Consider the following 22,303-nt stretch of genomic DNA (forward strand, 5'->3'; position numbering starts at 1 on the left):
CCACACGGGGTTTGAGTCATCGTTGACGACGGCAGACCACCGCTGATACATCTTCGCTTCACTTGACGTCAGCCCAAGATCCACGACTCCACGACAGCCCCCGACGCGAGGTCACGTCCCATGGTCATGGTCACGAAGGTTCCCGCCCGCCCACGCTCCGGCCGGCCCCGCCGGGCCGCCCGGCTGCTGCTCGCCGCCGGTCTCACCACCGCCTCGCTCACGGCCCTCCCCGCCGCCACCGCGACCGCCGCCCCGGCGGCCGCCGCCGAGGACGGGAAGTCCGGCGGCACGACGCTCACGGTGGCCGTCTCGCAGAGCATCGACTCGCTGAGCCCGTTCCTGGCCCAGAAGCTCACCTCGACCAGCATCCACCGGCTGGCGTACGAGTACCTCACCAACTACGACCCGAAGGACGCCCGGACCGTCCCGGCCTTCGCGACCGAGTGGTCCTCCTCGGCGGACAAGCTGACGTGGACGTACAGGATCCGCGAGGACTCCACCTGGTCCGACGGGAAGCCGGCCACCGCCGAGGACGCGGCCTGGACCTTCAACAAGATGATGACCGACCCGAACGCGGCCACCGCCAACGGCAGCTTCACGGCCAACTTCGCCGAGGTCACCGCCCCCGACGCGCGCACCCTCGTCATCCGGCTGAAGAAGCCGCAGGCGACCATGACCGCCCTCGACGTGCCGATCGTGCCGAAGCACGTGTGGGAGAAGGTCGGCGACTTCTCGAAGTTCAACAACGACCGGCAGTTCCCGATCGTCGGCAACGGCCCCTTCGTCATCACGGACTTCAAGGTCGACCAGTACATCAAGCTGAAGCCGAACAAGACGTTCTGGCGGGGCGCCCCCAAGTTCGACGAGCTGGTCTTCAAGTACTACAAGGACGGGGACGCGGCCGTCGCCGCCCTCCAGAAGGGCGAGGTGTCCTTCGTCCCGAACCTGACGCCCGCCCAGGCGGCGGCGCTGAAGACGCAGAAGGACATCAAGGTCAACGACGCCCCCGGGCGCCGCTTCTACGCGCTCGCCACCAACCCGGGCGCCCGCGCCAAGGACGGCAGGACCTTCGGCAACGGCCACCCGGCCCTCCTCGACCCGGCCGTGCGCAAGGCCCTCTTCCTCGCCGTCGACCGCGCCACCCTCGTCGACAAGGTCTTCCAGGGGCACGCCGTCGAGGGCGAGGGCTACCTCCCGCCCCGCTTCGGCTCCTACTTCTGGAAGCCCGAGGGCGCCCAGCGCCGGGGCTACGACCCGGCGGCCGCGGCGAAGACCCTCGACGACGCCGGATACCGGAAGAACGGCGACGGGAAGCGGCTCGGCAAGGACGGCAGGCCGCTGAACTTCCGGATCCTCTGCCACGCCACCGACCCCAACGACAAGGCGGTCGGCAAGTACCTCCAGGAGTGGTGGGGCGAGCTCGGCATCGGCCTGACCGTCGAGTGCCTGGACAGCGTCTCCGACCCGTGGGTCAAGGGCGACTACGACCTCGCCTTCGACGGCTGGTCGGTCAACCCCGACCCGGACTACGTCCTGTCCATCCACACCTGCGGCACCCTCCCGGCCACCCCGAAGGACACCGGCGCCACCGACAACTTCATCTGCGACGAGGAGTTCGACTCCCTCTACGCGCGGCAGGCCGTGGAGTACGACACCGCCAAGCGGGCGGATCTGGTCAAGCGGATGCAGTCCCGGCTGTACGACACGGGGTACATGAACGTCATGGCCTACCCGAACGCCCTGGAGGCGTACCGCACCGACCGGATCGCGTCGATCACCACCATGCCCGAGGCCGCCGGCAACCTGTGGGGGCAGGACGGCTACTGGTCGTGGTGGTCGGCCGTGCCCGCCGCCTCCGCGGCCGGGTCCGGGGACGGCTCCGGCTCCTCCGCGGCCGGCGTCGCGATCGGCGTCGGGGCGGCCGTGGTCGTCGTCGCCGGCGGACTGCTCCTCCTCCGGACCCGCCGGCGCGCCACCGCCGACGACCGCGAGTAGCGATGACGACGGCAAGCACCCCCGCCGACGTGGCGCGGGCCGAGAAGGCCCCCGCCACGGACGGCGCACCCCGCACCGGCGTCGGCACCGGCTACCTCCGCCACGCGGCGGGGAAGCTCGGCGGCGCGCTCGTCTCCCTCTTCGCCGTCCTGGTCACCAGCTTCTTCCTCTTCCGGATCCTGCCCGGTGACCCGGTGAAGGCGATGACCCACGGCATCCCCACCTCCGCCGAACAACTGGCCACCCTGCGAAGGCAGTTCGGCCTCGACCTGCCGCTGTGGCAGCAGTTCGCCGACTACTGCGCCAAGGCCCTCGGCGGCGACCTCGGCACCTCCTTCCAGTTCCGCGCCCCGGTCGGCGAGCTGATCGCGGCGAAACTGCCCGCGACGCTGCTGCTCACCGGCGTCGCCGTGGTGCTCTACTCGGCCCTCGGACTGTGGCTCGGCACCCGCTCGGCGTGGCGGCACGGCGGCCGGGGCGACCGGCTGAACACCGGACTCGCACTGACCCTGTGGTCGGTGCCGTCCTTCTGGCTCGGACTGCTGCTCATCATCGTCTTCTCGGTGGGCGTGGGGCCGGTCCCGGGGCTCTTCCCGACCGGCGGCATGGAGTCGGGGACCGGCGAGACCGGCTTCGCGTACGTCCTCGACGTCGCCCACCACCTCGTCCTGCCGGTGGTGACGCTGGTCGCGGTCGGCTACGCCCAGACGCTGCTCGTGATGCGGTCCTCGCTCCTCGACGAGATGGGCGGCGACTACCTGACGACGGCCCGCGCGAAGGGACTCAAGGACGACGAGGTGCGGCGCCGGCACGCGGTGCCCAACGCGCTGCTGCCCACCGTCACCATGGTCTTCATCAACCTGGGGCACGTGGCGGCCGGTTCGATCCTGGTGGAGACCGTCTTCTCCTGGCCGGGCCTCGGCGGCCTCTTCTACCAGGCGCTGAGCGTGCCCGACCTGCCGCTCGTCCAGGGCCTGTTCGTCGTCTTCGCCGGAGCGATGATCCTGATGAACCTGATCGCCGACCTGCTCTATCCGCTGCTCGACCCCCGGGTGGGCCGATGACCTCTCTCGCGTGGGAGCGCCGCCGGGGCTCGGCGGCACGCTTCTGGAGGACGTACCGGACCCACCGGGCGGGGCTCTACGGCCTCGCCGGGCTCGCCCTGATCGCGCTGCTCGCCCTCACCGCGCCCTGGACGGTCGGCGCCGACGTGCAGTCGGTGACGAACGCGCCCGGCACGGCCCTGGAGTCGCCGAGCACCGAATTCCCGCTCGGCACCGACCAGTTCGGCCGCTCGCTGCTGGGGCTGCTGATCTGGGGCGCCCGGATCTCACTGCTGGTGGGACTGCTGGCGGCGGTCCTGTCCGTCGCCATCGGCACCCTCGTCGGGGTCCTGGCCGGGCACTACGGCGGGTGGCCCTCCACCGTCGTCATGCGGATCACCGACTGGTTCCTGGTGATGCCGACCCTGGTGCTCGCGATCGTGCTCGCGACCGTGCTGTCCCGGTCGATGTGGACGGTGGTGCTCGCCATCGGCATCACCTCCTGGCCGACAACGGCCCGGCTGGTGCGGGCGCAGACCATCGCCGTCGAGTCCCGCCCGTACATCGAGCGGGCCACCGCGCTCGGCGGCGGCCACCGGCACGTCATGGCCCGGCACGTGCTGCCGAACGTGATGCCGCTGGTGCTCGCGCAGACCACGCTCGGCATCTCCACGGCCATCCTCACCGAGGCCACCCTCGCCTTCCTGGGCCTCGGCGACCCGACGGTGGTGTCCTGGGGCGGCATGCTCCAGGACGCCCGCGAGGCGGGCGCGGTCTCCTCCGGGCACTGGTGGTACCTGGCTCCGCCCGGGATCGCGATCGCGCTGGTCGCGCTCGCCTTCACGCTCTGCGGCCGGGCCGTCGAATCCGTGCTCAACCCGAGGCTGGGGGTGGGACGTTGAGCCTCCTGGAGATCAGGGACCTCAGGGTCACGTACGGCGCGGGGGCCGCGGCCGTACCCGCCGTGCGCGGGGTCGACCTCACCCTGGAGGCCGGGACGAAGCTGGGCGTGGCCGGGGAGTCCGGCTGCGGCAAGTCGACGCTGGCCCTCGCCCTGCTGCGGCTGCTGCCGCGGACGGCCCGGACGGAGGGCGAGATCCTCCTCGACGGGGAGGACGTGCTCACCATGACGTGGGGACGGCTGCGGGCGGTCCGCTGGGCGGGCGCCTCCATCGTCTTCCAGGGCGCGATGCACTCGCTGAACGCGGTCCGCCGGATCGGCGACCAGATCGCCGAACCGCTCCTGGTCCACGGGCGGGCCACCCCGGCGGAGGCCCGCGAGCGGGTCGCCGCCCTGCTCGGACAGGTCGGCCTGCCGGCCGCGCGGGCCGCCGCGTACCCGCACGAGCTGTCCGGCGGGCAGCGGCAGCGCGTGATGATCGCGATGGCGCTCGCCTGCGAGCCGCGCCTGATCGTCGCCGACGAGCCGACCACCGCGCTCGACGTGATGATCCAGGCGCAGATCCTGCGGCTGATCGAGCGGCTGGTCGCCGAGGAGTCCATCGGCCTGATGATGATCAGCCACGACCTGGCGGTCCTCGCCGACACCTGCGACCGGCTCGCCGTCATGTACGCGGGCCGGATCGTCGAGGAGGGCCCGGCCGCCGAGGTGTACCGGGCGGCCGCCCACCCCTACGGGCGGGCGCTGTCCTCGGCCTTCCCCCGGATCGGGGACCCGGCCTCGCGGCGGGCGCCGCGCGGTCTGCCGGGCGATCCGCCGGACCCGGCGGCGCTGCCGGACGGCTGCGCCTTCCACCCGCGCTGCCCGGTGGCGGTCGCGGAGTGCGCCGGCGAGGACCAGGTGTTGCGGACGGCGGGCGCCGGGCACCGGGCCGCCTGCCTCCACGTCGGGAGGGAGCAGGGATGACGGACGCGTTGCTCACCGCCAGCGGGGTGCACGTCGCCTTCCCGGGACGGCGGGGCGCACCGCCGTCCCGGGCGGTCGACGGGGTGGACCTGGAGATCGGGGCGGGCGAGATCGTGGCGCTGGTCGGCGAGTCCGGCTGCGGCAAGACGACCCTGGCGCGGACGCTGCTCGGCCTGGTGAGGCCGGGGGCCGGCACGGTCTCCTTCGCCGGGGAGCCGCTCGCGTACACCTCCCGGGCGCTCAAGGCGTACCGCCGGCGCGCCCAGCTCGTCCTCCAGGACCCGAGCGGCTCCCTCAACCCCCGGCACACGGTGTACGAGGCGGTGGCCGAGGGGCTGCGGATCCACGGGTACGCGGGGGACGAGCGCGCGGCGGTCGCGGAGGCCCTCGCGCGGGCCGGGCTGCGGCCGCCCGAGCGCTTCTTCCTGCGCTACCCGCACGAACTGTCCGGCGGCCAGCGCCAGCGGGTCGTCATCGCCGGGGCGCTCGTCCTGGAGCCCGAACTCATCGTCGCGGACGAGCCGGTGGCCTCCCTGGACGCGTCGGTGCGCGGCGAGATCCTGGCGCTGCTGCTCCGGCTGCGCGACGAACTCGGCCTCTCCGCCCTGGTGGTGACGCACGACCTGGGCCTCGCGTGGAACATCGCGGACCGGGTGGCGGTGATGTACCTGGGCCGGGTGGTGGAGACGGGCCCGGTCGAATCGGTCCTGACGGCGCCCCGGCACCCGTACACCCGGGCCCTGCTGTCGGTGCTCCCGGAGTCGGAGACGGCCCCGGTGGTGCTGTCCGGCGAACCGCCGGACCCGGCCCGCGTCCCGGGCGGCTGCCGCTTCCACGCCCGCTGCCAGGTCCTGGCCTCCGGCGAGGCCGCCCGGGTCGCCGACCGCTGCCGTACGGAACCCCTCCCGGTCCTGCGCGCGGGCGGCGGCGGACGGGGCGTGGCCTGCCACTGGGCGACGGCCCGCGAGGACGGCTGACGCACGGCCGCCCCGCACGGGCACGCGGAGAACCGCCCGGCGCCTCCCCGGGGGTGGGGGCGCCGGGCGGTGGTGCGGGGGCGGGTCAGCCCGCGGGGGGCGCGGTGGCGGGCTTCGGCGCGGCGGGCTTCGGCGTCGCGGGCTTCGGCGTCGCGGGCTTCGGTGTCGCCGGGGCGGTCGCGGCGGGCTCCTTCGGGGCGGGCTTCGGCAGGATCTCGCAGGCGCTGATCGAGGTCCGGGTCGAGACCGACCTCACCGTGCAGGTGTCCTTGCCGACGCCCGCGTCGACCGTGCCCCAGTGCGGGCCGACCGTGAGGACCGCGCCGCCGGGGCCGCTGACCGTGTCGTCGCCGGGGCCCGCCTGGATGAGGCCGCCGGACTCGGGGCCGAGGGCGGCGGCCTCGATGGTGTCGGCCTCGCTGCCGCCGAGGACCCGGCCGGAGAAGTCGACCGTGCCGACCTTGAGGGTGTCGGCGCCGTCGTTGCCGGTGACGATCCCGCCGCCCCGGTTGTACCTGCCGGGCGCGCCGCTCACCGAGCCGGTGGTGATCCGGTCGTCGCCGTCGTCGCCGTGCACGACGGCCCCGTGCTCGGCGCCGTCGCCCGCGACCGTGGCCACCTTGATGACGTCGTCGCCGCGGTTGCCCCGGACCATGCTGGAGGCGTTCTGCGGCACGAGGTGCTTGGTGCGGATGACGTCGTCGCCGTCGCCGCCCATGACGGCCGAGTCGATGACGAGTCCTCGCACCTCGATCACGTCGTTGCCCGCGCCGCCCCAGACCGTGACGTTCTCCAGGTCGCTGTCGCAGAAGATGTGGTCGTCGCCGGAGGTGCCGCTGACGACGTCGCCCGGCGGGGCGGCGGTCTCGTTGACCCAGCACTGGTGCATCGGCACCCGGGCCGCCGCCTGGGCGGGCGTCCCCGCGAAGGAGGCGGCGGCCGTCCCGGCGAGCAGCGCGGCGAGGGCCGCGGGACCGCGGAGACGGCGCCGGGCGGGCGGAGTGGGGGGCATGACGGCTCTCCTTGACGTGACGAGGGGGCGAGGGGACGGAAGGGTGACGGGACGGAGGGGCGGCGGCCCGCCGGACGGGCGGGCCGACGGCGGTCAGGTCTTGCTGCGGGCGTGCTGGAAGCGCGGCGAGTAGCCGACGATCCGGCGGGCGCTGAGCGGCGGTTCGGCCGGGTGGGCGGGGGTGGTCCAGCGGCCCAGGCACATCTCGGCGGTGATGCCGGGGCCGAAGCCCGCGAGGATGCCGCGCGCGCCCTCCTGCTGGTCGCCCTCCTCGAAGAGCCGCCGGACCGCGTCGAGGACGACGGCGCTGGCGATGTTGCCGTACTCCGTGAGGGTCGCCCGGCTGAACCGGAAGGCGTCCGGGGGCACTTCGAGGAAGCGGCTGAGGTCGTCGAGGATCCTCGGGCCGCCCGCGTGGATGATGTAGAAGTCGAGGTCGCCCGCGTCCCAGCCGTGCGCGCCGGCGATCTCGCGGAGCGCGGGGGCGAGCGGCTCCATCGTGGTGGGTACCCGCTTGTCGAGCAGGAAGTGGAAGCCGGTCTCGCGGACGCTGTAGGCGATCCAGTCCTCGGTGTCGGGCACCAGGTGGGAGTTGTTGCGCTCCAGGGCGATGCCGGTGCCGCCCCGGCCGCGGACCACGGCGGCGGCGACGGCGTCGCCGAAGAGGCCGTTGGAGAGCAGCGAGCCGACGCCGAGGTCGGTCGGCTGGTAGCAGAGCGAGCAGAACTCGCAGGCCACGATGAGGACGTTGGCGTCCGGGTAGGCGGTGCAGAAGTCGTGCGCCCGGTTGATGGCGGCCCCGCCGGCGGCGCAGCCGAGCTGGGCGATGGGCAGCTGCCGGGTGTGGCTGGGGAAGCCCATGCTGTTGATCAGCCAGGCGGTGAGCGAGGGCATCATGAAGCCCGTGCACGACACGTAGACGATCATGTCGACGTCCGCCGCGCGCAGCCCGGCGTTGCGCAGGGCCTCCTCGACGACGGCGGGCACCCGGGCCTTGGCCTCCGCCTCGTACAGCTCGTTGCGTTCCTGGAATCCGGGGTGCTCCAGGGTCTTCCCGATGGGCTGCACGATGTGCCGCTTGGCGACGCCGGTGTTGCCGATCAGGCGGAGCGCCAGCGGCAGTTGGGGGTGGCCGGCATGGTGCTTCCGGGCGAGGTCGAGCGTCTCCTCCATCGTGATCACGTGCTCCGGTACGGACACGGCGGGCTTGCACAGGGTCACCACGACACTCGCTCCTTCGTCTCGGTGGCGTGAACTGCCGCCCACACTCGCCCGGCGTCCGGGAGCCCGCAACGCGAGCGTGCCCGGACGGGCACGGAAGGTGACGGGCGGGCGGGGGCCGGGTTCCGCCGTACGAGGGGCTGTCGCCGTCCGGGCGTGTCGCGCCCCTCCCGCACCGGGAACAACCACCGCATGACCTCCGAACCCCTGACCTCCGGCCCCGCCCCGTCCGGGGCCGGCGCCTGCCCCGTGACGGGTGCGGCGACCGGCGGACCCGTCCGCGAGTGGGCGGTCGACGACCTGCCCGCGCTCGACTTCGACCCGCTGCTGGCCGAGCTGCTCGCGAAGGAGCCGGTCTCCCGGATCCGGCTGCCGTTCGCCGCCGGGAACGAGGCGTGGCTGGTCACCCGCTACGCGGACGTCCGGGCGGTCTCCTCCGATCCCCGGTTCAGCCGGACGGCCCTGCTGGACCGGCAGGTCACGAAGATGACCGGCCACATGGTGGCCTCGAGGGCGGCCCTGAACTACGCCGATCCGCCGTACCACACCCGGCTGCGCAAGGCGGTGACCAAGACCTTCACCGGCCGGGGGACGCAGCGGCTGCGGCCCCTCGCCCAGGCGTCCTGCGACCGGCTCCTCGACGCCATGGAGGCGGCGGGCCGGCCCGCCGACCTGATGGCGCACCTGCACGGGCCGCTGCCGATGGCGGTCGTCTGCGACCTGCTCGGCATCCCCGGGGAGGACCGGGCGGAGCTGGCCTCCTGGCCGGACCTGATCCTGTCCTCGGGCCCCGGCCCGGAGAGCAGCCGGGCCGCCAAGGCGCAGATCCACGGGTACGTCACCCGGCTGCTCGACCTCCGCGCGGCCGAGCCCCGGGAGGACCTGGCGACGGAGCTGGCCGAGGCACTGGCGGAGGGCCGGATCGCCCCCGACGAGGCGGTCTCGCTCGCCATGGCGATCCTGATCAGCGGCGCCCACGCGGTCCGCAACAACAGCGCCAACATGGTGTACGTGCTGCTCACCCGCCCGGACCTGCTCGCCCGGCTGCGGGCCGAGCCGGAGCTGCTGCCGCAGGCGGTGGACGAGCTGCTGCGCTGGATCCCGCACCGCAACGGCGTGGGCCTGCCCCGGATCGCCACCGAGGACGTCGAGGTCGGCGGGGTGCTGATCCGGGCCGGGGAGGCCGTCTACGCCTCCTACCTGACGGCCAACCGGGACCCGGAGGTCTTCGCGGACCCGGACGTCCTCGACTTCGACCGCACCGGCACCGGGCACCTGTCCTTCGGGCACGGACCGCACCACTGCATGGGCGCGATGCTGACCCGGATGGAGTCCGAGGTGATGCTGGCGACGCTGCTGGCCCGCTACCCGGAGCTGCGGCTCGCGGGCCGGCCCGAGGACGTGCCCTTCCAGTCCAAGGGCCTGATCCGCGGCCCGAGGGAGCTGTACGTCACCTGGTGACGGTCACTCCCCCGCGGTGTCGTACTCGGCCGTCAGGGCGCGGCACTTGTCGACGTCGGCGGCCATCGCCACCAGCAGGTCGTCGAGGGTGTCGAACTTGAGCATGCCGCGCACGTAGGCGAGGAAGTCGACGGTGACGTGGAGGCCGTACAGGTCGAGGCCCTCGCGGTCGATCGCGTACGCCTCCACCGTCCGCTCCGTGCCGTCGAACTGCGGGTTGGTGCCGACGGAGATCGCCGCCGGCATCCGCTCGCCGGACGCGGTGAGCCAGCCGGCGTAGACGCCGTCGGCGGGGATCGCGGTGTGCGGCAGGGTCTCCACGTTGGCCGTGGGGAAGCCCAGTTCGCGGCCGCGCTGCGCGCCGCGGACGACGACGCCCTCGACGCGGTGCGGGCGGCCGAGGATCTCCGCGGCGCCGGTCATGTCGCCCTCGGCGACGAGACGGCGGGTGAGGGTGGAGGAGAAGGGCTGTCCGCCGCCGGCGGCGCCGCTCACGTACAGGTCGATGACCTCGACCTCGTAGTCGTAGGTGGCGCCCAGCTCGGTGAGGTACGCCACGTTCCCGGCGGCTCGGTGGCCGAAGCGGAAGTTGGGGCCCTCGATGACGGCCCGGGCGTGCAGCTTGTCGACGAGCACCTTGACGATGAAGTCGGCCGGCGACAGCTGCGAGAACTCGGCGGTGAACGGCAGCACGAGGACCGCGTCCACGCCCAGTTCGGCCATCAGCTCGGCGCGCCGGTGGTGCGGGGCGAGCAGCGGCGGGTGGCTGCCGGGCCGCACCACCTCGGAGGGGTGCGGGTCGAAGGTGACGACGACGGCGGGGACGCCCAGCTCACGGGCGCGCTCGACGGCCCGCCCGATGATCAGCTGGTGTCCGCGGTGCACACCGTCGTAGGAGCCGATGGTGACGACGCTGCGCCCCCAGTCCTGGGGGATGTCCTCCAAGCCACGCCAGCGCTGCACTGTGACCGCTCCTCGTCCGCCTGTTCGCCCTGTGCGCCCATTACGCAGGTCTAAGACTGCCATGCCCGGGGCCGTCGGTCCGCATCGGCATGGGCGGTGCCGGCGCTCGGGGCGCGGGCACGGTCTCCGTGAGCAGTGCGGCGAAGGCCGGGTGGTCGGCGGCGAGCGCGGCGAGCAGCCGGACGTGGCGGGCCCCGCCGCCGGGATCGCGGGCGTGGAGGGCCGCCGCGCGGGCCACCAGGTCCCGGGTGCGGAGGGCGGGCCGGCGGGCCGCGCCCTCGGCGGCGGCGGTCAGCAGCGCGTCGGGCACGGCCGGGTCCCCGCGGGTGCCCGCGCGGGTCTCGTGGTCGATCAGGACGTCGAGGAGTTCGGCCCTCAGGTGGCGGGAGGCGCCGGTGCCGGGGGCGGCGAGGACGGGCGCGAGGGCGCGGCGGACGGGGCCGGGGCGGCTCCGGACCAGCCCGGCGACGAGCGGGAAGAGCACGGCCCGCGCGGTCGGCCCCTCCTCGAAGCGCCGGTCGACGTAGGCGGCCACGTGTCCGGCGCCCTCGGGGTGGCGGGCCGCGTACTCCCCGACGAGGGCGGCGATCTCGCGGGTGAGGGCGGGGGCGTCGACGGCGGCGAGGGCCCGCAGGACGTCGGCGGCCCGGGGCCCCGCGCCGTGCAGCCGCTCCCGGAGGGCGTCGAGGACGGGCCCGGGGTGGCCGGGCAGCGCCTCGACGAGCGCGTCGGCCGGCACCCGGGGGTCGGCGAGGGCCCGGTCCAGGTACGGGCCCCGGGTGGACGGGTCGCGGACGAGCATCCCCAGGGCGGCGCCGTGCAGCGCCCGGTCGGCGGCGCGGGCGAGCAGCGCGGTCGCCGCGTGCCGCAGCAGCTCGCGGTCCCGGCCGTCCGGGCCGCGCGCGGCGAGGAGGCTGCCGTACAGGGCGGCGGCCACCCGCCGTTCGGGCCGTCCGTCGTCCCGGGCCCACCGGTCCACGGCCCGGCAGACCGCCGCCCGCTCGTCGTCGACGAGGGCGCCGAGGAGCCCGTCGGCGAGCGGGTGCGCGGTGGCGACGAGCGCGTCGCACAGGTCGTCCACCGCGAGCCCCCGGTGCGCGTGGAGCAGCGTCTGCGCGAAGCCGGCGACGGTGGCGTACGGCTGCGAGGGCAGCGCCCGTCCGTCCGTGAACCACCGGCAGAGCTCCGGCTGCGTCCCCCTCGGGTCGTCGGCGAGCATCCCGACGACGACGTCGAGGAAGCCCTCCTCGCCGGAGGCGGGGTCCGCCCCGGGCAGCCCGGCGGGCTCCGGCGCCTTCGGCGGGTCCGCCGTGAGGGCGCGGCGCAGGAGGTCGAGGCGCTCGTCCTCGGGGACGGGGAGGCCGCGCCACCAGGCGGGGCCGAAGGCGGCGAGGGCGCGGGGGCGGCCGGGGGCCTCGCCGACGCGGTCCGCGAGGTGGCGCAGGACGGGCAGGTACGGGCGGAGGTCGCCGGCCGCCTCCAGGGCCCGCGTCAGCAGCCCGCTGCCCCACCACACCGCGTCCTCGGGCGCCTCCGGGCCGAAGCGGGCCAGGGAGTCGGCGAGGGCGGTGAGCCGGGGCGCCAGGGCGGCCGGACCGCCCTCCCGGTGGGCGAGGAGCAGCGCCTGGAGGACCGGCCCCACCCGGTGGCGGGGCACGGGGGGTCCGGCGGACGCGGGCCCGGCCGCCGGTTCCGGCCGCTGCGGCGGGTGGGCGGCGTCGCCGGACGGGAGGTGTTCGGGGGGAGCCTCGTGGCCGCGGTGGACGAGGGCGTGGAGGGCGGCGTCCAGGTCGAGGTGGGCGGCCTGGAGCCAGTCGGCGAGCTCCTCGTGGGCGAAGCGGTAGCCGGATCCGGCGGGGACGAGGAGGCCCTCGGTGAGGACGGCCGGGGCCCAGCCGTCCCGCCAGGGGAACAGCTCCTCGAAGGAGGCCCGGTCGAGGAGGCCGTGGCCGGGGCCGAGGCAGCGGCGGGCGGCCTCGTGGACCTGGCCGGTGACGCGGGCGGCGAGCCGCCGGACGGCGGAGCCGCCGGGCAGCGGCCGGGTGCCGGCGGCGATCCGGACGGCGATCCGCAGGCACACCAGGTCCAGGTGGGCGGTGAAGATCTCGGCCCGGCCGGGCCGGCCGGGCACCTCGCCGGGGAGCGCGGCCCGCACCTCGGCGAGCAGCCGCAGCGCGAGCGGGTGCCGGGCGTCCGCCGCGTCGAGGTCCTCGTCGCCGAGGCCGTACCCCTGGCGCACGGCGCGCGCCTCGGCCTCGGTGAGGTCGCCGAGCGGCAGGACGGCGGGCGGGGCGCTCCACAGGGCGGCCGACTGCTCCCCGTACTCGGGTCGGCAGGCGAGGACGAGCCGGGCTCCGTGGGCGCGCAGCCAGCGTTCGGTGGCGCGGGTCCAGTCGGCGAGCCGGTGGGCGAGGCGCGGGGGCATCTCCTCGGGGCCGTCGAGGACGACGAGGAGCGGCCGGCCGGCCTCCCGGGCGAGGTCGGCGACCCGTTCGGGGGTGGCGTCGGTGGTGTCGCCCGCGGTGCCGGAGGCGGCGGCGATCCGCGCGGCTTGGTGCAGGGCGCGGCCGACGGCCTCGGCGACCGAGTCGTCCTCGTCCCCCAGGTCGGCGCCGCGCAGCCGGACGGTGGGCGCGGGCGCCGCTCCCCTGCCGCGCTCCTCGCAGACCGCGCCGAGCAGGGTGGTGCGGCCGCTGCCGGGCGCGCCGACGACGGTGAGGACGGGGGCGGCGCGGTCGCCGGGGCCGTCCGGCGCGGCGAAGCCGGTCAGGACGCGGGCGGCGGCCGGGCGGGCGACGGGCGCGGGCCAGGGGGACGGCTCGCGGGCGGGGAGCGCGGTGGTGGCGGTGAGCTCGAGGACGGCGGCGAGGTTGAGGTCGGGGCCGTACGCGGGGATCGTGGCGCCGTTGCGGCGCAGGAGCGCGCCGAGGGGGCCGTGCGGGCGGATCGGGAGGGCGTGCCCGGCGGCGCGCGGGTCGCCCCTCAGGAGGGTGCCGACGACGCCGAGGACGGTGCCGGTGGCGCTGTCGACGACGGGCCCGCCGGCGGCCGGGCGGCCGGGCCGCAGCGCCTCGGCGCCCTCGGTGCCGATGGCGAGTTCGAGGGCGCCGGGGACGAGGTGGGCGCGGACGGCGGTGGCGTACGTGACGGTGGCGGGGCCGAGGACGCGGGCCTCCCGCCAGCCCTGCGCGGCGATCCGGACGTAGGTGCCGGGGACGACGGAGGCGCGGGTGGCGAGCGGCAGGGGGCGCAGGCCGAGGCCGTCGGTGCGGATCAGGGCGAGGCCGTGCTCGGGGAGGGGGACGACGGCGTCGGCGTCGGCGAACCACGTGGGCCGGCCGGGGGCGTGCAGCACGAGGTGGCCGAGCCCGGCGACGGCCTCGTGGGCGGTGACGAGGGTGCCCTCGTGGTCGGCGAGGAACGCGGTGCCGCGCGGGCGGCCCGCCAGATCGCTGATCCGCACCAGCCCCACCGGCTCCGCCGGGTCACCGCGTCCCATGGTGCAGACCGTAGTCGGCGTCGATCTTCCGGCGGCGCTCCCGGGCGAACGCGCCCCCTTCCGCTCCCCCGGTTCACTCCGAGCGCTTCTCCTTTGGGGTGAAAAAACGCCGAAGGGCGGGCGCGCGTCGCGCACCCGCCCTTCGGGCGTACCGGCTCGGCTCAGCCGAAGACGGCCAGGCTCTTCGCCTTGCCCCGCTGGTCCTCCACCAGGGCGAGCAGCTTCCCGTCCGGCCCGAAGACCGCGACCGGGCCCTTCGGGTACTCCGGCATCTCCAGCCGCACCCCGTTGAGCAGCAGTCCGGCCCGCTTCGCGTCGACGTCCCAGCGGGGGAACGCCGCCGCGGCCGCCTCGGCGACCGGCATCACGGTCAGCTCCTCCTGGAGCTGGTCGAGGGTGCGGGCGCCGTCCAGCTTGTACGGGCCGACCCGGGTGCGCCGCAGCGCGGTGAGGTGCCCGCCGACGCCGAGCCCGGCGCCGAGGTCCCGGGCCAGCGCCCGGATGTACGTACCGGAGGAGCAGACCACCGAGACGACCAGGTCGACCACGGGGGTGCCGTCCTCCGCGGTCGCCTCGCGGACGTCGTACACCCGGAAGGAGGAGACGGTGACCGGCCGGGCCGGGATCTCGAACTCCTCGCCGCCGCGCACGCGCGCGTAGGACCGCTTGCCGTCGATCTTGATCGCGGAGACCTTCGACGGGACCTGCATGATGGCGCCGGTCAGCTCCGCGACCCCCGCGTCGATCTGCTCGCGGGTGACCTTCGAAGCGTCGGCCGACGCCGTGATCTCGCCCTCGGCGTCGTCGGTGATCGTGGTCTGGCCCAGGCGGATGGTGCCCAGGTACTCCTTCTCGGTCAGCGCGAGGTGACCGAGGAGCTTGGTCGCCCGCTCCACGCCGAGGACGAGGACGCCCGTGGCCATGGGGTCGAGCGTGCCGGCGTGGCCGACGCGGCGGGTCCTGGCGATCCCGCGCATCTTGGCCACGACGTCGTGCGAGGTGAACCCCGACGGCTTGTCGACGATGACGAGGCCGTCGGGGGTCTTCGTGGGGGTGCTCATTCGGCGGCTTCGTCCTCGCCCGGCTTCTTGTAGGGGTCGGCGTCGCCCGCGAAGGCGGCGCCCGAGGACGCCTCCCGCACCTGGGCGTCCGAGGCCCGTGCCTTGTCGAGGAGGTCCTCGATCGTCTTGGCGTTCTCCGGGAGGGCGTCGGCCACGAAGGCCAGGGTGGGGGTGAACTTGGTCCCCGCCGCCTTGCCCACGGCCGAACGGAGGATGCCCTTGGCGCTCTCCAGGCCGGCCGCGGCGCTCGCCCGGTCCTCGTCGTCGCCGTAGACCGTGTAGAAGACCGTGGCCTCCCGCAGGTCACCGGTGACACGGGTGTCCGTGATCGTCACGTGCGTACCCAGGCGCGGGTCCTTGATGCCGCGCTGCAGCTTCTCGGCGACCACCTCCCGGATGAGGTCCGCCAGTTTCTTCGCCCGCGCGTTGTCGGCCACTGGTCCTTCTCCTTCTTTGCCTTGCGTTCAGTCTTCATCAGTGTGGAGCCTGCGGCGCACCGACAGCAGCTCCACCTCGGGCCGGGCGGCCACCAGCCGCTCGCAGCGGTCCAGGACGCCGTTCAGGTGTCCGAGGTCCCCCGACACCATCGCGACGCCGATCTCGGCCCGCCGGTGGAGGTTCTGGCCGCCCACCTCCGCCACGCTCACCGCGAACTTCCGCTGGAGCTCGGCGACGATCGGCTTCACGAGAGAGCGTTTCTCCTTGAGCGAGTGGACGTCGCCGAGGAGCAGGTCGAAGGACAGGGTCCCCACGTACATGTGTGTCCGGATGTCCCGCCGGTTCGGGGTCAGTGGCCCCGCCCACCACTGGACGGGAACACCGGAACCGTACACGGAACGGCCGGGGCCGATCGACGGAATAACCTCCGCCGACCGGCCCCGGCACTTCACCGCGTGTTACGCGCGCGGCTTCTCGCGCATCTCGTACGTCGCGATGACGTCGTCGATCTTGATGTCGTTGTAGTTTCCGAGGTTGATACCGCCCTCGAAGCCTTCACGAATCTCGGTGACGTCGTCCTTGAAGCGGCGCAGACCGTGGATGGTGAGGTCCTCGGCGATGACCTTGCCGTCGCGGAGGAGGCGCGCCTTGGTGTTGCGCTTGACCTCGCCCGAGCGGATGAGGACACCGGCGATGTTGCCCAGCTTGGACGAGCGGAAGACCTCGCGGATCTCCGCCGTACCGAGCTCGACCTCTTCGTACTCCGGCTTGAGGAGGCCCTTGAGCGCCGCCTCGATCTCCTCGATCGCCTGGTAGATGACCGAGTAGTACCGGACGTCGACGCCCTCGCGCTCCGCCATCTGCGCGGCACGGCCGGCCGCACGGACGTTGTAGCCGATGACGATGGCGTCGGAGCCCATGGCCAGGTCGATGTCCGACTCGGTGACCGCACCCACACCGCGGTGCAGGACGCGGATGTCGACCTCTTCGCCGACGTCGAGCTGGAGCAGCGAGGCTTCGAGGGCCTCGACCGCACCGGACGCGTCGCCCTTGATGATGAGGTTGAGTTCCTGGACGAGACCGGCCTTGAGCACCTTGTCGAGGTCCTCCAGGGACACCCGGCGGACGCGCTTGGCGAAGGCGGCGTTGCGCTCACGCGCGGCGCGCTTCTCGGCGATCTGACGGGCCGTACGGTCCTCGTCGACAACGATGAGGTTGTCGCCGGCACCCGGCACGTTGGTGAGACCGAGCACCAGGACGGGAGTCGACGGGGTCGCCTCCTCGACGTTGTTGCCCTTGTCGTCGAGCATCGCCCGGACGCGGCCGTACGCGTCGCCGACCACCACGGTGTCGCCGATGCGCAGCGTTCCGCGCTGGACGAGGACGGTGGAGACGGCACCGCGACCACGGTCGAGGTGGGACTCGATCGCAATACCCTGCGCGTCCTGGTTCGGGTTGGCCCGCAGGTCGAGCGAGGCGTCGGCGGTGAGGATCACGGCCTCCAGCAGGGAGTCGATGTGCAGACCCTGCTTGGCGGAGATGTCGACGAACATCGTGTCGCCGCCGTACTCCTCGGCCACCAGACCGAACTCGGTCAGCTGACCGCGGACCTTGACCGGGTCCGCGCCCTCGACGTCGATCTTGTTGACCGCGACGACGATCGGGACGCCGGCGGCCTTGGCGTGGTTGAGCGCCTCGATCGTCTGCGGCATGACGCCGTCGTTGGCCGCGACCACGAGGATCGCGATGTCGGTCGACTTCGCACCACGGGCACGCATGGCGGTGAACGCCTCGTGACCCGGGGTGTCGATGAAGGTGATCTTGCGGTCCTCGCCGTTGACCTCGGTGCCCACCTGGTAGGCACCGATGCCCTGCGTGATGCCACCGGCCTCGCCCGCGACGACGTTCGTCTTGCGGATCGCGTCGAGCAGTCGGGTCTTACCGTGGTCGACGTGACCCATGACGGTGACGACCGGCGGACGGGAGACCAGAGCCTCTTCGCCGCCCTCGTCCTCGCCGAACTCGATGTCGAAGGACTCGAGGAGCTCGCGGTCCTCCTCCTCCGGCGAGACGATCTGAACGACGTAGTTCATCTCTTCGCCGAGCATGGTCAGCGTGTCGTCGGAGACCGACTGCGTGGCCGTGACCATCTCACCGAGGTTCATCATCACCGCGACGAGCGACGCCGGGTTGGCGCCGATCTTCTCGGCGAAGTCGGTGAGGGAGGCACCGCGCGACAGACGAATGGTGTCGCCGTTGCCGCGGGGCAGCATCACGCCGCCCACGGACGGGGCCTGCATGGCCTCGTACTCCTGGCGCCTCTGACGCTTCGACTTGCGGCCACGACGCGCGGGACCACCGGGACGGCCGAAGGCGCCCTGCGTGCCACCACGGGCACCCGGACCACCGGGACGACCGCCGAAGCCGCCGGGACGACCGCCGAAGCCGCCACCGCCGCCGGGACCACCCGGACGACCGCCGCCGCCACCGGGACCGCCGGGACGGCCGGCGAAGCCGCCGCCGCCACCGCCGGGGCCGGCCGGGCGACCGGCGAAGCCGGGACGACCGCCACCGCCGCCGGGACCGCCCGGACGACCGCCGGGGCCACCGGGACCACGACCGCCGGGGCCGGGACGCGGGCCGGCAGCGGGACGCTGCGGCATCATGCCCGGGTTCGGACGGTTGCCGCCGGGCGCGCCGCCCGGACGGGGAGCCTGCGGACGCGGCATGCCACCGGGGGTGGGACGCGCGCCGCCCTGGCCCTGCGGGCGCGGGGCGCCGCCGGGACCACCGGGGCCGCCCTGCGGACGCGGGGCGCCCGGAACGGCACCGGGGCCGCCGGGACGCGGGGCACCGCCACCGGGACGGGGCGTCTGCGGACGCGCCATGCCGGTGGAGCCACCCGAGGTGAAGGGGTTGTTGCCCGGACGCGGGCCGGCCGGACGCGGGGCGCCCGGACGCGGGGCCTGCTGGCCGCCGGGACGGGGGGCCTGCTGGCCCGGACGCGGCGCGGCCTGGCCCGGACGGGCACCTGCCGGACGCTGGCCGGGGGCGGCACCACCGGGACGCTGACCACCGGCGGCGGGGGCCGCCGGAGGCGCGGTGAACTCCGGGTTGGTCGGAGCCGGGGCGGCGGGCGCCGGCTTGGGCGCGGGAGCCGCGGGCTTCGGACCCGGGGTCGGACGCGGGCCGGGGGCGGCCGGCGTCGCGGGCTTCTCGGCCGCCGCGGGCTTGGGCGCCGGGGTGGGCGCGCCAGGCTTGGGGGCGGCGGGACGCGCGGCAGCGGGCGCCGAAGGCGCCGGCGCGGCCGGCTTGGGGGCGGGCGCCGCCTTGCGGGGCGCGCCGGGCTTGGCAGCGGTCTTGCCGGCGGAACCGCCGGGACCCTGCAAAGCGTCAGTCAACTTGCGCACGACCGGCGCCTCGATCGTCGAGGACGCCGAACGGACGAATTCACCGAGTTCCTGGAGCTTGGCCATGACGACCTTGCTCTCCACACCGAACTCCTTGGCGAGTTCGTATACCCGGACCTTAGCCACATCGCTCCTTTGTAGGTCCGGTTACCGCCGGACCGTCGCTACTTCATGGGCGTACTCATCGCGTACTCATCGAGTGCTCATCGCAATCTCGACCTACTTCCGACTCGCGAGGTACCTGACCGCACGGTGTTCCGTGCCGTACTTCCTGTTCACTGCGGTGCCGCCTGGGCGGCCTGCTCGATGTGCTCCCGCAGCCCCGCCGCGTCGAGCGGGCCCGGGACCTTGAAGGCCCTCGGGAACGCCCGGCGGCGGACCGCGAGGTCGAGACAGTGCAAGGCGGGGTGCACGTACGCACCCCGGCCGGGCAGCGTACCGCGATCATCGGGGACGCACTCGTCCTTGATCACCACGATCCGCAGCAGATCGCTCTTGGCCGCTCGCTCCCGGCATCCCACACAGGTTCGCTCAGGGCACGCGCGGGCATGCGTCCGGCCAGACACGATTAAGTCTACCTCCCCGTACCGACCTCACCCGTTTGGGGCAAAAATCGAACAGCTGTTGGCCAAAAACGATCTCGGGCTTGCGGCGGTGCCGCTCAGCCCTCCTCGCCCGGGGCCTCGGTGTCCGGGCGGATGTCGATCCGCCAGCCGGTGAGGCGCGCGGCCAGACGGGCGTTCTGCCCCTCCTTGCCGATCGCCAGGGAGAGCTGGTAGTCGGGGACCGTCACCCGGGCGGACCGGGCGGCGGCGTCGACGACCTCGACCTTGGACACCCGGGCCGGGGACAGGGCGTTCGCCACCATCTCGGCCGGGTCGTCGGACCAGTCGACGATGTCGATCTTCTCGCCGAGCAGCTCCGCCATCACGTTCCGCACCCGGCTGCCCATGGGGCCGATGCAGGCGCCCTTGGCGTTCAGGCCCGAACGGGTGGACCTGACCGCGATCTTGGTGCGGTGGCCGGCCTCGCGCGCGATGGCGGAGATCTCGACGGAACCGTCGGCGATCTCCGGCACCTCCAGGGCGAAGAGCTTCTTCACCAGGTTGGGGTGGGTGCGCGAGAGCGTGACGGACGGACCGCGGACGCCCTTGGCCACGCGGACCACGTAGGTGCGCAGCCGCAGGCCGTGCGTGTAGTCCTCGCCCGGCACCTGCTCCTGCACCGGAAGGATGGCCTCCAGCTTGTCGTCCAGCTTGACGAGGACGTTCTTCGGGTCCTTGCCCTGCTGCACCACACCGGCGACGACGTCGCCCTCGCGGCGGGCGTACTCGCCGAAGGTCACGTCGTTCTCGGCGTCGCGCAGCCGCTGCTGGATGACCTGGCGGGCGGTGCTGGCCGCGATCCGGCCGAAGTCCGACGGGGTGTCGTCGAACTCCTTGGGCTCCTGCCCCTCCTCCAGGTCGGCCGGGTCCTCCTCGGCCCACACCGTCACGTGCCCGGTGCGGCGGTCCAGCTCCACGCGCGCGTGGCGGCGGGCGGACGGGGTGCGGTGGTAGGCGATGAGGAGGGCCGACTCGATCGCCTCGACCAGCATCCCGAAGGAGATGTCCTTCTCCTTCGCCAAGCCCTCCAGGAGCTTCACGTCGATGTCCACGGCTACGCCTCCTCTTCCTTCTTGTCCTTGCGGTTGAACTCGATCTCGACACGCGCCTTGGCGATCTCGGCGAACTCCACGCGGCGGGCGGTGGCCTTGCGGCCCTTCACGCCCGGGACCTCGGTGTCGAGGCCCGCCTCGTCCACGGCCAGGATGCGGGTGACCAGGTCGCCGCCCTCGACGAGCTGGAGCCTCACCAGCCGGCCGGTGGCCCGCACGTAGTGGCGGTGCTCGGAGAGCGGACGGTCGGCGCCCGGGGAACTGACCTCCAGGACGTACTCGCCGTCGCCCATGGCGTCGGTCTCGTCCAGCTTCGCGGAGATCGCGCGGCTCAGCTCCGCGCAGGCGTCCAGCTCGACGCCCTCCTCCGAGTCGACGACGATCCTCAGCAGTCCGCGGCGGCCGGCCCGGGACACCTCGATCTCTTCCAGATCCAGGTCCTCCGCGCGGACGAGCGGCTCAATGAGTCCGCGCAGCCTGTCGCTCTGGGTGGTGCTCATCCGGGTGACTCCTCGGCCGCGTGTGCTGTTGTGGGTCCGCCGCTCGTCGCTGCTCGACGCTGCGTGTCGGGTCAAGGGTATCCGGTCCCGGAGGGTGTTGCCGTCCACGCCGGGAGCCCCCACGGGTACGCTCGCCTGCGGTGATCTTCGACGGGCGGCCGGGAGGGGTCCGGAATGCTGAGGGAGAGAGCGTGACGACGACGGGCAGACGCACCCTGCTCACGGCGGGGGCCTCGGCCGCCGCCGCGGCCCTGACCGGATGCACCTCCGACGGGGCGGGCCCGCGCCGCCCGAGCCCCGCCGAGGAGGCGGCGGCCCGCGAGGCCGAACGGGTGGCCCGCGCCGAGGCGGCCCTCCGCCGCCGCGCGGCCGACGCCTCACGGACCCTGCTGGAACGTTACGACGCCGCCCTCGCCGCCCATCCCGCGCTGCGCACGCGCGTGGCACCGCTGCGCGCCGCGGCCGCGGCCCACGTGCGGGCCCTCTCCGAGGGCGACCGGCCGGCGCCCTCCCCCTCCGCGGCCTCCGGCACCGCGGCCCCCGCCGCCTCCACCGCCCCGGCCGCCCCCCGCCCGGCCCCCGCCGACCCGGCGGCCGCCCTGCGGGAACTGGCCGCCGCCGCGCGGACCGCCTCCGGCGCGCACACCGCCGAGCTGCTCGCCGCCCCGCCCGAGTACGCCCGCCTGCTCGCCTCGGTGGCCGCCGCCGGCGCCGCCCACGCCTACCTCCTCACCGAAGGGGCCCGCGCATGAGCGCCCTCGACGCCGCCCAGGCGGCCCTCGCCGCCGAGCACGCGGCGGTGTACGGCTACGGGGTCGTCGGCGGCCGGGTCGCCGAGGAGCGCCGGGCCGAGGCGACCGCCGCGTACGAGGCGCACCGGGCCCGCCGGGACGCGCTGCGCCGCACCGTCCGCGACCTCGGCGGCACCCCGGCCGTCGCCGCCGCCGCGTACGAGCTGCCCTTCCGGGTGGCCGACCCGGCCGGCGCGGTGCGGCTCGCGGCCGTCCTGGAGGACCGGGTCGCGGGCGTCTACTCCGACCTGGTGCGGGCCTCCGGCGGGGCGCTGCGCGGCGAGGCCGCGGCGGCGCTCCGGGAGGCCGCGGTGCGCGCGGTGCGCTGGCGCGGCAGCGACGTACCCTTTCCTGGGCTCGCCGAGCGGGCCTCCTGAGCCCCCACCCGACCAGAAGGAACAAGGCACG

Annotated in this window: 19 protein-coding genes; 8 read left to right on the forward strand and 11 right to left on the reverse strand. The window is 74.5% G+C overall.

The features are described from left to right. The first annotated feature begins 126 nt into the window (after window positions 1-126). The 5 genes from IE326_RS04125 to IE326_RS04145 are packed head-to-tail and all read left to right on the forward strand — an operon-like array spanning window position 127 to window position 5,882. Window positions 127-1,995 carry an ABC transporter substrate-binding protein gene (locus IE326_RS04125; RefSeq protein WP_150233175.1) on the forward strand — a complete coding sequence of 623 codons (1,869 nt, stop codon included), beginning with the start codon at window positions 127-129 and terminating at the stop codon, window positions 1,993-1,995. Window positions 1,996-1,997: 2 nt separating this feature from the next. Continuing rightward, window positions 1,998-3,059 carry an ABC transporter permease gene (locus tag IE326_RS04130; protein ID WP_150232163.1) on the forward strand — a complete coding sequence of 354 codons (1,062 nt, stop codon included), beginning with the start codon at window positions 1,998-2,000 and terminating at the stop codon, window positions 3,057-3,059. Beyond that, the gene (locus IE326_RS04135) at window positions 3,056-3,940 is read left to right on the forward strand and encodes an ABC transporter permease (RefSeq protein WP_190040851.1); all 885 of its coding nucleotides are present in this window, start codon (window positions 3,056-3,058) and stop codon (window positions 3,938-3,940) included. The genes IE326_RS04130 and IE326_RS04135 overlap by 4 nt, the downstream gene beginning before the upstream one ends. Next, window positions 3,937-4,905: an ABC transporter ATP-binding protein gene (locus IE326_RS04140; protein ID WP_190040852.1), complete on the forward strand. Its 969-nt coding sequence runs from the start codon at window positions 3,937-3,939 to the stop codon at window positions 4,903-4,905. Before IE326_RS04135 ends, IE326_RS04140 begins: the two co-directional genes overlap by 4 nt. Then, on the forward strand, window positions 4,902-5,882 hold the full coding sequence (locus tag IE326_RS04145) for an ABC transporter ATP-binding protein (protein WP_190040853.1): 981 nt from the start codon (window positions 4,902-4,904) through the stop codon (window positions 5,880-5,882). Before IE326_RS04140 ends, IE326_RS04145 begins: the two co-directional genes overlap by 4 nt. Before the next feature lie 85 nt (window positions 5,883-5,967). Here the strand turns inward: IE326_RS04145 and IE326_RS04150 are convergent, their stop codons facing one another. Both IE326_RS04150 and IE326_RS04155 read right to left on the reverse strand, forming a co-directional pair. After that, on the reverse strand, window positions 5,968-6,894 hold the full coding sequence (locus IE326_RS04150; RefSeq protein WP_190040854.1) for a hypothetical protein: 927 nt from the start codon (window positions 6,892-6,894) through the stop codon (window positions 5,968-5,970). 93 nt (window positions 6,895-6,987) lie between these two features. Next, on the reverse strand, window positions 6,988-8,118 hold the full coding sequence (locus IE326_RS04155; protein ID WP_150232153.1) for a type III polyketide synthase: 1,131 nt from the start codon (window positions 8,116-8,118) through the stop codon (window positions 6,988-6,990). Between the two features lie 189 nt (window positions 8,119-8,307). Here IE326_RS04155 and IE326_RS04160 point away from each other — a divergent pair, with 189 nt between their 5' ends. Beyond that, window positions 8,308-9,576, forward strand: a complete 1,269-nt coding sequence (locus IE326_RS04160; RefSeq protein WP_190040855.1) for a cytochrome P450 — start codon at window positions 8,308-8,310, stop codon at window positions 9,574-9,576. A 3-nt stretch (window positions 9,577-9,579) separates the two neighbouring features. Here IE326_RS04160 and IE326_RS04165 read toward each other — a convergent pair whose 3' ends face one another. The 9 genes from IE326_RS04165 to rimP all read right to left on the reverse strand — a co-directional run bounded on the left by IE326_RS04165 (window position 9,580) and on the right by rimP (window position 21,104). Next, window positions 9,580-10,539, reverse strand: coding sequence for a bifunctional riboflavin kinase/FAD synthetase (locus IE326_RS04165; RefSeq protein WP_190040856.1), 960 nt, complete (start codon window positions 10,537-10,539; stop codon window positions 9,580-9,582). A 40-nt stretch (window positions 10,540-10,579) separates the two neighbouring features. Beyond that, entirely contained in the window at window positions 10,580-14,038 is a 3,459-nt protein-coding gene (locus tag IE326_RS04170) for a S1 family peptidase (protein ID WP_190040857.1), read from the reverse strand. A 161-nt stretch (window positions 14,039-14,199) separates the two neighbouring features. Beyond that, on the reverse strand, window positions 14,200-15,099 hold the full coding sequence (gene truB / locus IE326_RS04175) for a tRNA pseudouridine(55) synthase TruB (protein WP_150232145.1): 900 nt from the start codon (window positions 15,097-15,099) through the stop codon (window positions 14,200-14,202). Continuing rightward, the gene (gene rbfA / locus IE326_RS04180) at window positions 15,096-15,536 is read right to left on the reverse strand and encodes a 30S ribosome-binding factor RbfA (protein ID WP_030754072.1); all 441 of its coding nucleotides are present in this window, start codon (window positions 15,534-15,536) and stop codon (window positions 15,096-15,098) included. The genes truB and rbfA overlap by 4 nt, the downstream gene beginning before the upstream one ends. 27 nt (window positions 15,537-15,563) lie before the next feature. After that, complete coding sequence (locus IE326_RS04185) at window positions 15,564-15,857, reverse strand: DUF503 domain-containing protein (RefSeq protein ID WP_150232140.1); 294 nt, start codon at window positions 15,855-15,857, stop codon at window positions 15,564-15,566. A gap of 138 nt (window positions 15,858-15,995) precedes the next feature. Beyond that, entirely contained in the window at window positions 15,996-19,073 is a 3,078-nt protein-coding gene (gene infB / locus IE326_RS04190) for a translation initiation factor IF-2 (RefSeq protein ID WP_190040858.1), read from the reverse strand. 149 nt (window positions 19,074-19,222) lie between these two features. Beyond that, window positions 19,223-19,513: a YlxR family protein gene (locus IE326_RS04195; RefSeq protein WP_150232135.1), complete on the reverse strand. Its 291-nt coding sequence runs from the start codon at window positions 19,511-19,513 to the stop codon at window positions 19,223-19,225. Between the two features lie 95 nt (window positions 19,514-19,608). Continuing rightward, window positions 19,609-20,604, reverse strand: a complete 996-nt coding sequence (gene nusA, locus IE326_RS04200; RefSeq protein ID WP_150232134.1) for a transcription termination factor NusA — start codon at window positions 20,602-20,604, stop codon at window positions 19,609-19,611. A gap of 2 nt (window positions 20,605-20,606) precedes the next feature. Beyond that, complete coding sequence (gene rimP, locus IE326_RS04205) at window positions 20,607-21,104, reverse strand: ribosome maturation factor RimP (RefSeq protein WP_150232132.1); 498 nt, start codon at window positions 21,102-21,104, stop codon at window positions 20,607-20,609. A gap of 191 nt (window positions 21,105-21,295) precedes the next feature. Between rimP and IE326_RS04210 the strand changes: the two genes are divergently transcribed. Both IE326_RS04210 and IE326_RS04215 read left to right on the forward strand, forming a co-directional pair. Beyond that, the gene (locus IE326_RS04210; RefSeq protein WP_190040859.1) at window positions 21,296-21,856 is read left to right on the forward strand and encodes a hypothetical protein; all 561 of its coding nucleotides are present in this window, start codon (window positions 21,296-21,298) and stop codon (window positions 21,854-21,856) included. Beyond that, a complete protein-coding gene (locus IE326_RS04215) occupies window positions 21,853-22,272 on the forward strand; it encodes a ferritin-like domain-containing protein (protein WP_150232128.1) in 420 nt (139 codons plus the stop codon). The genes IE326_RS04210 and IE326_RS04215 overlap by 4 nt, the downstream gene beginning before the upstream one ends. The last annotated feature ends 31 nt before the right edge of the window (window positions 22,273-22,303 follow it).

Origin of the sequence: Streptomyces filamentosus, assembly GCF_014654895.1 — a bacterium.
GTDB lineage: Bacteria > Actinomycetota > Actinomycetes > Streptomycetales > Streptomycetaceae > Streptomyces > Streptomyces filamentosus.

Excerpts from the sequence above, each read along its gene's own strand:
- IE326_RS04125 (WP_150233175.1), top strand. The coding sequence starts at position 127 with ATGGTCACGAAGGTTCCCGCCCGCCCACGCTCCGGCCGGCCCCGCCGG.
- IE326_RS04130 (WP_150232163.1), top strand. The coding sequence starts at position 1,998 with ATGACGACGGCAAGCACCCCCGCCGACGTGGCGCGGGCCGAGAAGGCC.
- IE326_RS04135 (WP_190040851.1), top strand. The coding sequence starts at position 3,056 with ATGACCTCTCTCGCGTGGGAGCGCCGCCGGGGCTCGGCGGCACGCTTC.
- IE326_RS04145 (WP_190040853.1), top strand. The coding sequence starts at position 4,902 with ATGACGGACGCGTTGCTCACCGCCAGCGGGGTGCACGTCGCCTTCCCG.
- IE326_RS04150 (WP_190040854.1), bottom strand. The coding sequence starts at position 6,894 with ATGCCCCCCACTCCGCCCGCCCGGCGCCGTCTCCGCGGTCCCGCGGCC.
- IE326_RS04160 (WP_190040855.1), top strand. The coding sequence starts at position 8,308 with ATGACCTCCGAACCCCTGACCTCCGGCCCCGCCCCGTCCGGGGCCGGC.
- IE326_RS04170 (WP_190040857.1), bottom strand. The coding sequence starts at position 14,038 with ATGGGACGCGGTGACCCGGCGGAGCCGGTGGGGCTGGTGCGGATCAGC.
- truB (WP_150232145.1), bottom strand. The coding sequence starts at position 15,099 with ATGAGCACCCCCACGAAGACCCCCGACGGCCTCGTCATCGTCGACAAG.
- IE326_RS04185 (WP_150232140.1), bottom strand. The coding sequence starts at position 15,857 with ATGTACGTGGGGACCCTGTCCTTCGACCTGCTCCTCGGCGACGTCCAC.
- rimP (WP_150232132.1), bottom strand. The coding sequence starts at position 21,104 with ATGAGCACCACCCAGAGCGACAGGCTGCGCGGACTCATTGAGCCGCTC.
- IE326_RS04215 (WP_150232128.1), top strand. The coding sequence starts at position 21,853 with ATGAGCGCCCTCGACGCCGCCCAGGCGGCCCTCGCCGCCGAGCACGCG.